This is a genomic window from Limnohabitans sp. DM1 (assembly GCF_001269385.1).
Lineage (GTDB): Bacteria > Pseudomonadota > Gammaproteobacteria > Burkholderiales > Burkholderiaceae_C > Limnohabitans_A.
This window is the reverse complement of record NZ_CXOO01000003.1, coordinates 22,980-36,653: the sequence shown is the minus strand read 5'-3', so window position 1 is coordinate 36,653 and position 13,674 is coordinate 22,980. Positions and strand designations below refer to the sequence as shown.

The window sequence follows — 13,674 nt, the reverse complement described above, 5'->3', positions numbered from 1 at the left end:
CGCTCAACGCTCAACGCTCAACGCAATTACCCCGCGCTGCCCAACGCCAAGCCCGCATGCTCGCGCAACGGGTGAAAGTGGATCTTGGGAAAGCGCTCTTGCGCCAGCCGCACGTCGTAGGGGCTAGTGCACAAATACGCCAGCGTGCCTGCCGCGTCCAGCGACATGCGCTGCGGGTAGGCGTTGGTGAACTCGCGCAGCTCGGCCGGGGTGTCGGCGGTGATCCATCGGGCGCCGGTGTACTGGCAGCCTTCAAGACGCACATCGCAGTCGTATTCGGCTTTGAGGCGGTGCTGCACCACTTCAAACTGCAGCTGGCCCACTGCGCCCAGCAGCATGGGGCCGCCGATTTCGGGTTTGAAGACCTGGATCGCGCCTTCTTCGCCGAGTTGGTCGAGGCCCGTTTGCAGTTGCTTGGTGCGCAGCGGGTTCTTCAGGATCACGGTCATGAAGAGTTCGGGTGCAAAAAACGGCAGGCCGGTGAATTGCAAATTCGCACCATCGGTGATGGTGTCGCCCAGCTGCACGCCGCCGTGGGTGGTGAAGCCAATGATGTCGCCCGCGTAGGCTTCGTCTACCGCTTCACGCCGTTGCGAGAGGAAAGTGACCACGCTGGTGGGGCGCAGTTCTTTGGCGGTGCGCTGCACTTTGAGCTTCATGCCGGGGGTGTATTTGCCAGAGGCCATGCGCACAAAGGCGATGCGGTCGCGGTGGTTGGCGTCCATATTGGCCTGCACCTTGAACACCACGCCCGAGAACGCGCTGTCTTCGGGCTGGATCTCTTTGACCACGGGCTGCTTGTTGACCAGCAGGTTGCTGGTGCGGGGCTTTGGTGCGGGGGCCAAATCGACCAGGGCGTCGAGCACTTCCATCACGCCGAAGTTGTTCACGCCGGAACCAAAGAACACGGGCGTTTGTTTGCCTGCCAAAAATGCCGCTTCGTCAAACGCGGGCGAAGCGCCCGTGGCCAGCTCCATGCTGTCCATGGCGGTCTGCCACTCCAGGCCAAAGCGCTCGGCCAGTTGGGCTTGCTCGGAGAGCGGGATGGTTTCAAAGTCTTGCGGCAGGCGTTCAGAGCCAGAGTCGAACACCGTCATGGCCTGCGTGCGCAGGTTGATGATGCCGCCGAAGCTCTTGCCCTGGCCCACAGGCCAGGTCATCGGCACGCAAGGCATGCCCAACTCGCGCTCGACTTCGTCGAGGATGTCGAGCGGGTCGCGCACTTCGCGGTCCATCTTGTTGACAAAGGTGATGATGGGCGTGTCGCGCTGACGGCACACTTCGATCAGGCGGCGGGTCTGGGCTTCCACACCGTTGGCCGCGTCGATCACCATCAGGGCCGAGTCCACGGCGGTGAGCACGCGGTAGGTGTCTTCGCTGAAGTCTTTGTGGCCTGGGGTGTCGAGCAGGTTGATGACGTGCTCGCGGTAGAGCATTTGCATGACCGAAGATGCCACCGAGATGCCACGCTGCTTTTCAATCTCCATCCAGTCGGATGTGGCGTGGCGCGAGGCCTTGCGGGCCTTGACCGAGCCAGCGATCTGGATTGCGCCCGAGAACAGCAGCAGCTTTTCGGTCAGCGTGGTTTTACCCGCGTCGGGGTGCGAAATGATGGCAAACGTCCGGCGGCGCCGGGTTTCGTGGGCATAGGTCACAAGGGGGTCCTGATCGGGGTGGCACCGCAGGGGTGCTGAGCGGGCGGCCAAGGGTGGCCGCGATGGGGGAGATTTTAACGGGCCAAGGGGGGCGCCTTGCGGGCGCTGTGAGTGAGGTGAATTCCCCTTTAGGAGCGACGCACTCGTCGCGAAAAGCCCCGCAAACCACGACCCATCGCCCCGGGGGCGGGGCTCCCACGGTTGGCATCCACTTTCGCCACTGTTTGAACTGTTTCATAATGATCGCTTATGAACATCGCGCCTCAACAGCAAGCCCTAATTGCCGATATTTGTCGGCGTTATAAGGTTCGCCGCATGCAAATGTTTGGATCGGCTGCGCAAGGGCAAGAAAGGCCTGACAGCGATGTCGACTTGTTGGTTGAATTCATTCCCAACCAATACCCAACAGGCTTTGCGCTGGTGGACATGCAACATGAGCTGTCCATGGTCTTTGATGGAAAGAGCGTGGATTTGGCTTTTCCCTCGGTGTTGAACAACCCCTTCAGACGCAAGGCCATTGAGCCCCAATTGCGATTGCTTTATCAATGAGCACTGACCGCGCACCTGCGCACTTGGCCGATATGCTTGGTTTTTCTGAGGAGCTGCAATCTTTGGTTGTGGGCTTGAGTCCCACAGAGTTCCAAAGTCAAAGAGTTTTGTGCCTTGCTGCTGAGAAATTGTTCATTAATTTGGGTGAGGCTGTGGCCAGGATAGGGGATTCAAATGTTCAATTTCCTCAAATTCCTTGGCGACAAATTATTGGTTTGCGCAACATCCTGGCACACGGTTATGAACAGGTCGCCCACGAAATCCTTTACCAAACCATTGTGCAAGAGCTGCCAGCCCTCAGCGAGAGTCTGCGTGTTGCCTTGCAGGTCAGGGTTCACGGCAGCACTGTGAGCGGCTCGCTATAATCAGCAATCTCCGAGGAGCGTTGCAGCGCCCACCAGCCCCAAAGCTGGCAGCAGGCGTGAGGCTCGGAACCTTCATACAGCAACGACGCTCATCCACTCGACGTGCGGTGAGCCTGTAACTTCCATTCAGTGCTTTCATCCACGCGTGTGGCTTTTTCACATTGCTTTGGAGCTTTTCTCATGAATGCACGTATGCCTTCCACCGTTAACGCTGATTGCGTGATTGCCGACATCGGCCTGGCCGATTGGGGCCGTAAAGAAATCAAAATCGCCGAGACCGAAATGCCCGGCCTGATGGCCATCCGCGAAGAGTTCAACGCAGCTCAGCCCTTGAAGGGCGCACGCATCACCGGCTCGCTGCACATGACCATCCAGACGGCCGTGCTGATCGAGACCCTGCAAGCCTTGGGTGCCGACGTGCGCTGGGCTTCTTGCAACATCTTCTCGACCCAAGACCACGCCGCTGCAGCGATTGCTGCCAAGGGCACACCCGTGTTCGCCATCAAGGGCGAAACCCTGGCCGATTACTGGGACTACACCCACCGCATTTTTGACTTTGGCCCCGCAGGCACGCCCGGTGAAGGCCCCAACATGATTCTGGACGACGGCGGCGACGCCACGCTGCTCATGCACCTGGGCAAGCGCGCCGAAACCGACGCGTCTTTGATCGCCAACCCCACCAGCGAAGAAGAGACTTGCCTGTTCAACGCCATCAAGGCCAAACTGGCCGTGGACCCGACCTGGTACAGCCGCAAGGGTGCCCAGATCATTGGCGTGACCGAAGAGACCACCACCGGCGTGTTGCGCCTGAACGAAATGGCCGCCAAGGGCAGCCTGATGTTCCGCGCCATCAACGTCAACGACTCGGTGACCAAGAGCAAGTTCGACAACCTGTATGGCTGCCGCGAGTCTTTGGTGGACTCCATCAAGCGCGCCACCGACGTGATGATCGCCGGCAAAGTGGCTGTGGTGGCCGGTTACGGTGACGTGGGCAAGGGTTCGGCCCAAGCCCTGCGCGCCCTGAGCGCCCAAGTGTGGGTGACCGAGATCGACCCGATCAACGCCCTGCAAGCCGCCATGGAAGGCTTCAAGGTCGTGACCATGGAATACGCCGCTGACAAGTGCGACATCTTCGTGTCGGCCACCGGCAACAAGAACGTGATCCGCTACGAGCACATGGCCGCCATGAAAGACGAGGCCATCGTTTGCAACATCGGTCACTTCGACAACGAAATCGATGTGGTTTCGTTGGAAAAGTGCCAGTGGGACGAGATCAAGCCCCAGGTCGACCACGTCATCTTCCCCGATGGCAAGAAGATCACCCTGTTGGCCAAAGGCCGTCTGGTGAACCTGGGTTGCGCCACCGGCCACCCCAGCTTCGTGATGTCGTCCTCGTTTGCCAACCAGACCATTGCGCAGATCGAGCTGTTCACAAAGCAAGACCAGTACGAATCCGGCAAGGTCTATGTGTTGCCCAAGCATCTGGACGAGAAAGTGGCCCGTTTGCACCTGAAGAAAGTCGGTGCCATGCTGACCGAACTCAGCGACGAGCAAGCGGCTTACATCGGTGTGTCGAAAAACGGTCCTTACAAGGCCAATACTTACCGCTATTGATGCGCTGTTTCGCCAGCAGGGCTGGCTCCTACAAAGATCACGGTCTTGTAGGAGCTTGCCTGCAAGCGATCAGTCGCAGACCACCTGTGCCCTCATCGCCAGCAGGGCTGGCTCCTACAAAGATCACCGTCCTGTAGGAGCTTGCCTGCAAGCGATCAGTCGCAGACCACCTGTGCCCTCATCGCCAGCAGGACTGGCTCCTACAAAGACCACCGTCCTGTAGTAGCTTGCCTGCAAGCGATCAGTCGCAGACCACCTATGCCTCAATCGCCAGCAGGGCTGGCTCCTACAAGGGATCGCTGAATACATGCGCATTGATCAACTTCTCGTCGAACGTGGCCTGGCCGCTTCTCGCTCTCAAGCCCAGCGACTGATTGCTGGGGGGGTGAAGTGGCAGCAGCCTGACGGCGTTTGGCGCACCGTCGTCAAAAACCGCGACGAGGTGCCCGAGAGCGCAGCTCTGGAGTTGCTCGACGACGCCGAGTCGCGCTACGTCTCGCGTGGCGGCCTCAAGCTCGAAGGCGCCTTGAAGGCCACGGGCGTTCAGGTCGATGGTTTGCGTTGCCTCGATGTGGGCCAGAGTACGGGCGGTTTCACCGACTGCTTGCTGCAGCACGGCGCGGCCGAGGTGGTGGGCATTGACGTGGGCCATGCCCAAGTGCACCCGCGCATTCGTGAGGACGAGCGAGTGGTTTGCATTGAAGGCGTCAACGCCCGCGAGTTGGAGCCCGGCGACGAACGCATTCCCGATGCGCTGAAAGGCTTTGACCTGATGGTGGGCGATGTGTCCTTCATCTCGCTCACGCTGGTGTTGCCGGGCGTGGTGCATTTGCTCAAACCCACGGGCCAGTTGCTGATGCTGGTCAAACCCCAGTTTGAGCTGCAACCGGGCCAAGTGGGTAAGGGCGGCATCGTCAAAGACGACAGCTATTACCCTTTCATCGAAAACCGCGTCCGCACGGCACTGACCGAATTGGGCATGAAAGTGACGGCCTGGCTGAACAGCCCGATTGCGGGGGGTGACGGCAACCACGAGTTTTTTGTGCAAGCCTGCTGGCCTGACCCCGCTGCGGTGTTGCCCGCGCGCGAGGCCACGCGCGTGGCGCACGAGGCCGATCTGGCCGCCAAGGCCTATGCCAAGGCTAACGACTATTGAATTTTTGAAGGTGTTGTGATGTCTGGTTTGAAACTGCCCATCAGTCTTGAATTTTTTCCACCCAAGACGCCTGAAGGCGTCGAAAAATTGCGCGCTGTTCGACAGCAGCTTTACGCTTTGAAACCCGAGTTTTGCTCGGTCACTTATGGCGCAGGCGGATCGACGCAAGAAGGCACCTTCTCCACCGTGAGCGCTATCCTGAGCGAGGGCGTCGCAGCCGCTTCGCACTTTTCGTGCATTGGCGCGACCAAGGCTTCGGTGCGCGAAGAGTTGGCCACGCTCAAGGCCATGGGCGTCAAGCGCTTGGTGGCTTTGCGCGGCGATTTGCCCAGCGGCTATGGGGCGGGCGGCGAGTTCCACTACGCGAGCGATCTGGTGGCCTTCATCCGCGCCGAGACGGGCGATGACTTCCACATCGAGGTGGCTGCTTACCCCGAGGTGCATCCGCAGGCCAAGTCGCCCGAAGCCGATTTGCAGGCCTTTTCCACCAAGGTCAAGGCCGGAGCCAACTCGGCCATCACCCAGTATTTCTACAACAGCGACGCCTACTTTCGCTTTGTAGATGATGTGCACAAGCTGGGAGTGGACGTGCCGGTGGTGCCTGGCATCATGCCGATCACCAGTTCTTCCCAGTTGCTGCGCTTTTCGGATGCGTGCGGGGCGGAAATTCCGCGCTGGATACGTTTGCGCCTGCAAGGCTTTGGGGATGACCTGGCCTCTATCAAGGCGTTTGGCCTGGATGTGGTGACTGATCTGTGTGACCAGTTGATTACGGCGGGTGTGCCATCCGTGCATTTCTACACCATGAACCAAAGCGCAGCCACAATGGAAATTGTGCGTCGGTTATGACGTGCACACAAAGTGGGGAATGCCCTAATTTGTTGATGATGGGCAAAGCACATGGCTGAGCACTGTTGCCAATTGGCACAGTGTGAACCAGCTCACAGGGTCTGAACACCTGAAGACTTCCAATGGCATGGAGAGGCGTTTCTCTCGATCACCTAAGGAGTGTCACATGCAAAAGAAAATCTTGCTCGTTGCGGCCATGGCCGCATGTTCTGTGGGCTCGGTCATGGCGCAGGCTTCCGGCGAAGGCCCCTGGCTTGTGCGTGCCCGTGTGGTCAATCTGGATAGCACCAACAGCGACTCTACAGGCTTGGGTTTGTCCATCAATAACAAGACCTTTGGTGAGCTGGATTTCACCTACTTCTACTCCAAAAACGTGGCGGCCGAGCTGGTCTTGACCACCCCTCAGACCCAGCGGGTGTATTCCAACAATTCACAGATCGGCTCGTTTCGCCATCTGCCCCCCACTTTGCTGCTGCAGTACCACTTCACCGACATGCAGGGTTTTAAACCTTACGTCGGAGCGGGTATCAATTACACCAAGTTCACGGGTGTGAGTCTGCCACCCGGCCTGAGTTTGAACCGTGATCAATGGGGTGGCGCCCTGCAAGCGGGTGTGGACATTCCGCTTGACAAAAACTGGTCGATCAATTTTGACATCAAGAAGGTCTACATCAGCACCAACGTTTACAACCATGGCGTTCGCATTGGCGAGCTGAAGGTGGACCCCATGCTGTATGCCGTGGGCGTGGGCTATCGGTATTGAGGGTCTAGCCCTGCTGTCGGCGATAGCCCAACAAGCAGCCTGCACCCAATCCACGCAAGTCGGACCTGGCGGTGCCGGCCAACGGGGCCGTGTATTTGTAGGTCGGCGGCAACAGAGTCGACATCAACCCCGATTTCAACCCCGATATGGGCTGTCTTCAGCGTTCGTCGAAGCTCACCACCACGCGGCCGCTGGTGGGCCGGGCTTGGCAGGACAGCACGAAGCCTTGATCGACTTCGGGCTTTTCGAGGGTGAAGTTTTTGTCCATCACTGTCGTGCCTTCTGTCACTTTGCAGCGGCAGGTGCAGCACACGCCGCCCTTGCATGAGTAGGGCAGGTCCAGGCCCATGGCCAGGGCGATGTCGAGGATTTTTTCGTTCCGGTTCATCGGCATGTCGTAGGGCTTGCCGTCGAGCACCACTGTGAGCTGCACTTCACCGCCATCGCGCGTGGCTTTGTGACCGAGCACGGCCTTCGCTTTCTGCTCGGGGCTCAGGGCCTCGAGTGTGGGTGAGGTGAAGCGTTCGGTGCGGATGCGGTCGGACTTGACGCCAGCATCCAGCAGGGTTTTCTCGGTCTCTTCGATCATGGCTTCGGGGCCGCAGATGAAGACTTCGTCCATGCTGCCTACGGGCAGGAAGGCGTCGATGATGGCGCGCACTTTGCCCGCGTCGATGCGGCCTTCGAGCAGGGGCACCTCTTGCGCCTGGCGCGAGAGGATGTGGATCAGCGTCAGGCGCGAGGGGTAGCGGTCTTTGAGGTCCTGCAGCGCTTCGTTGAACATCACGCTGTCCATGCGGCGGTTGCCGTAGACCAGAGTGAATTTGGATTCGGGCTGATCTTCCAGGGTGCTGGCCAAAATCGACAGGATGGGGGTGATGCCCGAGCCGGCGGCAAAACCCACGCGGTGGATGGCGCGCTGCTTTTGCACGGTGAAGCGGCCATCGGGTGGCATCACGCGCAGGGTGTCGCCTGCTTTGAGTTGGCTGGCAGCCCAGTTGGAGAACACGCCGCCTTCCACAGGGCGAATGCCCAGCTCCAACTCGCCTCGCTGCAGTTGGCTGCGTGCCGAGCTGATGGAGTAGCTGCGGCGCACGTCGGCGCCTTGGATCTCTGCCCGCACGGTGAGGAACTGGCCGGGCTGGAAGTCGAACTGCGAACGCAGATCGCTCGGCACGCCCAGGGTGATGACCACGGCGCCAGCGGCTTCGGGCGTGACGCGTGAAACTGTCAAGTCATGAAAGCGCATGATGGTTCGCTCTTTTTCGGTTCAGTAGGGTTTGAAGTAGTCGAACGGTTCCATGCAGTCGAGGCACCTGTACAGGGCCTTGCAGGCTGTGGAGCCGAAATGGGAGGTTTCGGTGGTGTTGGCTGAGCCGCATTGCGGGCAGTTGACCACTTGGACCTGGGGCCCGCGTGCGGCGAACTGCACCACGCTGGCCGCACCCGATGGCGTGCTGGCGCAGGCGTGTGGTGGTGCAATGCCATAGGCCCGCAGTTTTTCGCGTGCGGTCTCGGTCATCCAGTCGGTGGTCCAGGCGGGGGCCAGTTGCGTGACCACTGTGGCTTGCAAGCCGCCTGTAGCCAGCGCGGTTTTCACGTCGTCTTCGATCTGACCCATGGCGGGGCAGCCGCTGTAGGTGGGGGTGATGACCACTTCCAGCCCTGAAGCGCCCTCGCGCACGTCACGCAGGATGCCCAGCTCGCGCAGCGAAACCACGGGGATTTCCGGGTCGCTCAGGTGTTCGAGCAGGGCCCAGGCGCGTTGTTCAGTGTCCGTCATCGCGAGTGAAGCGTGGCGATCCTGTGGCTGTTCTGCTGCGCTGGCTGTGAGGGTCGGTGTGGTCATGGTGGCCCAGCAGGTTTACCAAGTGGCGCCCGGGTGCTGTCGCGCCAGGCTTTGCATTTCGGCCAGCACGAAGCCCAGATGTTCCGAGTGGATGCCTTGCTTGCCTGTGGGCACAAAGCCGCCTGCAGCGGGTCGTTGCAGCGTGGCCTCTTGAAGGGCCTCATCCACGATGCGGTTCCAGTCCGCTTGCAGCGCGGCCATGTCGATGCCGGTGCCGTTGGCAAGGGCCGCTGCTTCTTGCGGGCTGGCGCTCCAGAATTCTTGTGTGTAGGGCAGCAGCTGGTCGATCGCGGTTTGTGCCTTGGCGTGTGACCGTTCGGTGCCGTCGCCCAAGCGTACCAGCCAGTCGCGTGAGTGGCGCAGGTGGTAGCGCACTTCCTTGAGCGACTTGGCGGCGATCGCGGCCAGTTGCGCGTCTTTGGAATTTTGCAGCTGGTCCCACACCAGCACCATCAGGCTGCTGTAGAGGACGTTGCGCACGATGGTCATCGCAAAATCGCGATCGCCAGCCGAGGTGGCGGTCATCAACGGCATGTGGGGTAATTCGCACAGGGTGTAGTTGCGAAAATCTGGCACGTCGCGGAAATACGCCAAGGTGTCTTCGGTCGCTCCGTTTCCGATTTGCGCTGCAGCGTGTTGGTACAACATGCGGGCTTGACCGATCAGGTCGAGGCTGTTGTTGGACAACGCAATGTCTTCCTCGAGGATGGGGCCGTGGCCGCACCATTCGGCATTGCGCTGACCGAGGATCAGGGCGTTGTCGGCAAGGTGCAATAGATATTCAGTTGGAGCATTCATAGGGGTAGCGAGAAGGTTTCAGGCAAGGCGCGGCGGCGAAGACAGTGCTAGAAGCGAAGCGCACGGCGAACCGCCGCAACGCTGCACGAAGCCTTCGCAGTAGCCGTTCACATGTGACCGACTTCGTCGGGGATTTGGTAGAAGGTGGGGTGTCGGTACACCTTGTCGCTGGCGGGTTCGAAGAATTCGCTCTTGTCGTTGGGCTCGCTGGCCGAGATGGTGGCCGAGGGGACCACCCAGATGCTCACGCCTTCCTGGCGGCGGGTGTAGACGTCACGGGCCATCTGCAGCGCGTGTTGGGCGTCAGACGCGTGCAGGCTGCCGCAGTGTTTGTGCTCCAGGCCCTGCTTGCTGCGGACAAAAACTTCCCAGAGGGGCCATTCCTTGAGTGCGGGTGTGCTCATGCTGCTTCCTTCAGTTGACGCGCTTGTTGTTTCTTGGCGTGGGCCAGAGCCGCTTCGCGCACCCAGGCGCCGTCGTTCCAGGCCTTGACGCGGGTGCCCAGACGTTCCTTGTTGCAGGGGCCGTTGCCGTTCACCGTGGCCCAGAACTCGTCCCAGTCGATCTGGCCGTAGTCGTGGGCTTGGCGCTCTTCGTTCCATTTCAGGTCGGGGTCGGGCAGGGTCACGCCCAGCACCTTGGCTTGTGGCACGGTGGCGTCCACAAACTTCTGGCGCAGGTCGTCGTTGCTGATGCGCTTGATGCCCCAGCGCATGCCTTGCGCGCTGTTGGGGCTGTCGGCGTCGGGCGGCCCGAACATGGCCAGGCACTTCCACCACCAACGGTTGACGGCGTCTTGCACCATGGCTTTTTGCTCGGCCGTGCCTTGCATCATGACCAGCAGGGCTTCGTAGCCTTGGCGCTGGTGGAAGCTTTCTTCTTTGCACACGCGCACCATGGCACGGGCATAAGGGCCATACGAGCAGCGGCACAGCGGGATCTGATTCATGATGGCCGCGCCATCGACCAGCCAGCCGACCACGCCCACATCGGCCCAGTTGAGGGTGGGGTAGTTGAAGATGGAGCTGTACTTGGCCTTGCCGCTGTGCAGGGCGTCCAGCATTTGGTCGCGGCTGGTGCCCAAGGTTTCTGCGGCGCTATACAAATAGAGCCCGTGGCCGGCTTCGTCTTGCACTTTGGCAATCAGAATGGCTTTGCGTTTGAGGCTGGGGGCGCGGCTGATCCAGTTGCCTTCGGGCAGCATGCCGACTATTTCGCTGTGGGCGTGCTGGCTGATCTGGCGCACCAAGGTCTTGCGGTAGGCCTCAGGCATCCACTCGCGGGGCTCGATGCGGCCATCGGCGTCGATGCGCTCGTCGAATTGGGCCTGCAGCGCTTGTTCGCTGGCGCTGGCTTGTTTGGGGACGGCCTTAAGGCCTGCGGACTTCGCGTCGTCCTGGTCGGAAACGCTAAAGGATTGCGTGTACATGGGCTTCTCCCGCGCCGGACAGGATGGAATGATCGTGGCGCTGGCCGTAGTATAACAATTAACCGACCGATCGGTCGGTTAATTTTCGCCCGTTGCATCAGGATTTTCCCTGAGTCCGTCTTTTGGGCTGTAACACCCAGCGTTCCGCGTTCAGGGTTCAAGGCCAACCTCAAACGCCCAACGCTCAACGCTCAAGAAGATTCGACTTGCCAGCTCTTACCTGTACCACGTGCCAGCGCAGGGCCGACCACGTCCAGTGCTTTGCGGATTTGGTCCTTCAGGGTGAAAGGCGGGTTGATCACGAACATGCCGCTGGCCACCAGACCGCCCTCGTCGCCGGGACCGCGGCCAATGGCAAGCGTGGCGTTGAGCCAGGGCTTTTGAGCCTGGTTGGCAAGGGTGCGCAGGCGGCGTGGCAGCTCGTGCGCTTCGGGGCGCGGGATGATGGGGTACCAAACCAGATACGTGCCGGTCGAAAAGCGCTTGAGGTATTCCTGAATGACGTTAGCGACTTTGCTGTAATCTGATTTGATCTCATAGCTGGGGTCGATCAACACCATGGCCCGCTTGGAGCCTGTGGCCGATGCCGGTGGCGGCAAAAGTTTCTTGAGGGCCTCAAAGCCGTCTTCTCGGCTGACGGTGATGCTGCGGCCCGCATCCAGCTGGGCGATGTTGGACATCAGCGATTTGCTGTCTGTGGGGTGCAGCTCAAACAGGCGCAGGCGATCACGCGACTCGTGACGCATCAGGCGCTGCATCAAAAAGGGCGATCCTGGGTAAACGCGGGCTTGTCCGTTAGGATTAAAGCTGGAGATTTGTTCCAGATAATCTTCAATCGGCTCGGGGATGCTGTCCAGCTTTTCGAGGGCAGCCAGAAGTTTGAACAGACCGTCTTCAGCTTCGGCGCCTTTTTGGGAGTAATCGCCGTCCAGTCGGTACAGGCCAGCTCCTGAATGGGTGTCGATCAGGGTGATGCCGGCCTCTTTTTGCATGAGGTGGCGCATGGTGGCGAGCAAGGTGATGTGTTTGAGCACATCGGCATGGTTGCCCGCGTGGAAAGCGTGTCGGTAACTGAACATGCGTCGATGGTAACCAATAACTTCTGCAAGTCCTTGATTTTTCGTATAATGGCGGGCTTCGCAGCGATTTTGTGGCCCCGCGGCGAAGACGTCCAAACCTGAAAAGGTTCAAGCAATCTCCCACCTAAGAGGTTCCCAACAGAGGAACACCGACCGTGGAAAAGGGCCCGACAAACCTTTCTTCAAAGAGAAAACTCATGACAACAACTTTCAGCGCCAAACCCGCTGAGGTCGTGCACGAGTGGTTTGTGATTGACGCGACCGACAAGGTCCTCGGACGAGTAGCCAGCGAAGTTGCTCTCCGTTTGCGCGGCAAACACAAGGCCATTTACACGCCTCACGTCGACACCGGTGACTTCATCGTCATTATCAATGCTGCCCAGCTCAAAGTGACTGGCACCAAGACACTGGACAAAGTGTATTACCGTCATTCGGGCTATCCCGGCGGTATCACTGCCACCAACTTCCGCGACATGCAAGCCAAGCACCCTGGCCGCGCACTCGAGAAGGCTGTCAAGGGCATGCTGCCCAAGGGCCCACTCGGTTACGCCATGATCAAGAAACTCAAGGTGTATGGCGGCGCAGAGCACCCACACACCGCCCAACAGCCTAAAGTGCTGGACATCTAAGGAGCCTTGAGATGATTGGTGAATGGAACAATGGCACAGGCCGTCGCAAATCCAGCGTCGCCCGCGTGTTTCTGAAAAAAGGCACTGGCAAGATCACGGTCAACGGCAAGGACATCCAAGCCTACTTCGGCCGCGAGACTTCGATCATGATCGCCAAGCAACCCCTCATGTTGACCAACCATGCCGAAACTTTCGACATCATGATCAATGTGCACGGCGGTGGCGAATCCGGTCAAGCCGGCGCATCGCGCCACGGCATCACCCGCGCCCTGATTGACTACGATGCTTCGCTCAAGCCTGTGCTGAGCCAAGCTGGTTTTGTCACCCGTGACGCCCGTGAAGTCGAACGTAAAAAGGTTGGCTTGCACTCTGCTCGTCGCCGCAAGCAGTTCTCCAAGCGTTAATCCGCTTTTCCTGCTTCGCCAAAAAGCCGCCCGGTTCACCGTGGCGGCTTTTTGTTTTTGAGAGGGCGAACGCATATGCCCATATGCCCAGTAGCGTTACTGACGGGCAGGTCTGTAATTCCCGACAAGCGCGCTATACTATTTGTCATTGAACCCGGAGAAACACCATGAGCGCTGTTGCAGAAAATATCCAGACCGAAATGCCCGCACCGATTGTCTTCACCGACAGCGCCGCCGCCAAAGTGGCCGACCTGATCGCCGAAGAGGGCAACCCGGATCTGAAGCTGCGCGTATTTGTGCAGGGCGGGGGCTGCTCAGGCTTCCAGTACGGTTTCACCTTCGATGAAATCACCAACGAAGACGACACCACCATGAGCAAGAACGGTGTGTCCTTGCTGATCGATGCCATGAGCTATCAGTACCTGATCGGTGCAGAGATTGACTACAAGGAAGACCTGCAAGGTGCCCAGTTTGTGATCAAGAATCCGAATGCCACATCCACCTGCGGCTGCGGCTCATCGTTTTCGACTTGAAC

General features: G+C 59.6%; 16 protein-coding genes and 1 riboswitch. Of the genes, 9 read left to right on the top strand and 7 right to left on the bottom strand.

The genetic code is table 11. The features are described 5' to 3' along the window. Window positions 1-26: 26 nt before the first annotated feature. Entirely contained in the window at window positions 27-1,655 is a 1,629-nt protein-coding gene (locus AMM33_RS00510) for a peptide chain release factor 3 (RefSeq protein ID WP_090137913.1), read from the bottom strand. 249 nt (window positions 1,656-1,904) lie between these two features. Here AMM33_RS00510 and AMM33_RS00505 point away from each other — a divergent pair, with 249 nt between their 5' ends. The 6 genes from AMM33_RS00505 to AMM33_RS00480 all read left to right on the top strand — a co-directional run bounded on the left by AMM33_RS00505 (window position 1,905) and on the right by AMM33_RS00480 (window position 6,951). After that, window positions 1,905-2,204, top strand: a complete 300-nt coding sequence (locus AMM33_RS00505) for a nucleotidyltransferase family protein (RefSeq protein ID WP_090137835.1) — start codon at window positions 1,905-1,907, stop codon at window positions 2,202-2,204. Then, on the top strand, window positions 2,201-2,569 hold the full coding sequence (locus tag AMM33_RS00500; RefSeq protein WP_090137833.1) for a HepT-like ribonuclease domain-containing protein: 369 nt from the start codon (window positions 2,201-2,203) through the stop codon (window positions 2,567-2,569). The genes AMM33_RS00505 and AMM33_RS00500 overlap by 4 nt, the downstream gene beginning before the upstream one ends. A 6-nt stretch (window positions 2,570-2,575) precedes the next feature. After that, window positions 2,576-2,667, top strand: a riboswitch (S-adenosyl-L-homocysteine riboswitch). 82 nt (window positions 2,668-2,749) lie between these two features. After that, complete coding sequence (gene ahcY, locus AMM33_RS00495) at window positions 2,750-4,183, top strand: adenosylhomocysteinase (RefSeq protein ID WP_090137831.1); 1,434 nt, start codon at window positions 2,750-2,752, stop codon at window positions 4,181-4,183. Window positions 4,184-4,490: 307 nt separating this feature from the next. Continuing rightward, entirely contained in the window at window positions 4,491-5,339 is an 849-nt protein-coding gene (locus tag AMM33_RS00490; protein WP_090137829.1) for a TlyA family RNA methyltransferase, read from the top strand. Window positions 5,340-5,357: 18 nt separating this feature from the next. Further along, complete coding sequence (gene metF / locus AMM33_RS00485) at window positions 5,358-6,188, top strand: methylenetetrahydrofolate reductase [NAD(P)H] (RefSeq protein WP_090137827.1); 831 nt, start codon at window positions 5,358-5,360, stop codon at window positions 6,186-6,188. A gap of 166 nt (window positions 6,189-6,354) precedes the next feature. Continuing rightward, entirely contained in the window at window positions 6,355-6,951 is a 597-nt protein-coding gene (locus tag AMM33_RS00480) for an OmpW/AlkL family protein (RefSeq protein ID WP_090137825.1), read from the top strand. A 157-nt stretch (window positions 6,952-7,108) separates the two neighbouring features. Here the strand turns inward: AMM33_RS00480 and paaE are convergent, their stop codons facing one another. The 6 genes from paaE to AMM33_RS00450 form a co-directional block, all read right to left on the bottom strand. Then, entirely contained in the window at window positions 7,109-8,200 is a 1,092-nt protein-coding gene (paaE, locus tag AMM33_RS00475) for a 1,2-phenylacetyl-CoA epoxidase subunit PaaE (RefSeq protein WP_090137823.1), read from the bottom strand. Between the two features lie 21 nt (window positions 8,201-8,221). After that, window positions 8,222-8,800: a 1,2-phenylacetyl-CoA epoxidase subunit PaaD gene (gene paaD / locus AMM33_RS00470; protein WP_369802375.1), complete on the bottom strand. Its 579-nt coding sequence runs from the start codon at window positions 8,798-8,800 to the stop codon at window positions 8,222-8,224. Between the two features lie 15 nt (window positions 8,801-8,815). Next, complete coding sequence (paaC, locus tag AMM33_RS00465) at window positions 8,816-9,598, bottom strand: 1,2-phenylacetyl-CoA epoxidase subunit PaaC (protein WP_090137819.1); 783 nt, start codon at window positions 9,596-9,598, stop codon at window positions 8,816-8,818. A 107-nt stretch (window positions 9,599-9,705) separates the two neighbouring features. Beyond that, window positions 9,706-10,002 (bottom strand): 1,2-phenylacetyl-CoA epoxidase subunit PaaB, encoded by a 297-nt coding sequence (paaB, locus tag AMM33_RS00460; protein ID WP_090137817.1) that lies wholly within the window; start codon window positions 10,000-10,002, stop codon window positions 9,706-9,708. Next, on the bottom strand, window positions 9,999-11,027 hold the full coding sequence (gene paaA, locus AMM33_RS00455; RefSeq protein ID WP_090137815.1) for a 1,2-phenylacetyl-CoA epoxidase subunit PaaA: 1,029 nt from the start codon (window positions 11,025-11,027) through the stop codon (window positions 9,999-10,001). The genes paaB and paaA overlap by 4 nt, the downstream gene beginning before the upstream one ends. Before the next feature lie 191 nt (window positions 11,028-11,218). Next, the gene (locus AMM33_RS00450; RefSeq protein ID WP_090137813.1) at window positions 11,219-12,106 is read right to left on the bottom strand and encodes a 23S rRNA (adenine(2030)-N(6))-methyltransferase RlmJ; all 888 of its coding nucleotides are present in this window, start codon (window positions 12,104-12,106) and stop codon (window positions 11,219-11,221) included. 197 nt (window positions 12,107-12,303) lie between these two features. Between AMM33_RS00450 and rplM the strand changes: the two genes are divergently transcribed. The 3 genes from rplM (at window position 12,304) to erpA (ending at window position 13,672) form a co-directional block, all read left to right on the top strand. Continuing rightward, window positions 12,304-12,735, top strand: a complete 432-nt coding sequence (gene rplM / locus AMM33_RS00445; protein WP_053172306.1) for a 50S ribosomal protein L13 — start codon at window positions 12,304-12,306, stop codon at window positions 12,733-12,735. 11 nt (window positions 12,736-12,746) lie between these two features. Further along, window positions 12,747-13,139, top strand: coding sequence for a 30S ribosomal protein S9 (gene rpsI, locus AMM33_RS00440; protein ID WP_019426472.1), 393 nt, complete (start codon window positions 12,747-12,749; stop codon window positions 13,137-13,139). Between the two features lie 167 nt (window positions 13,140-13,306). Then, entirely contained in the window at window positions 13,307-13,672 is a 366-nt protein-coding gene (gene erpA / locus AMM33_RS00435; RefSeq protein WP_090137811.1) for an iron-sulfur cluster insertion protein ErpA, read from the top strand. Window positions 13,673-13,674: the final 2 nt, after the last annotated feature.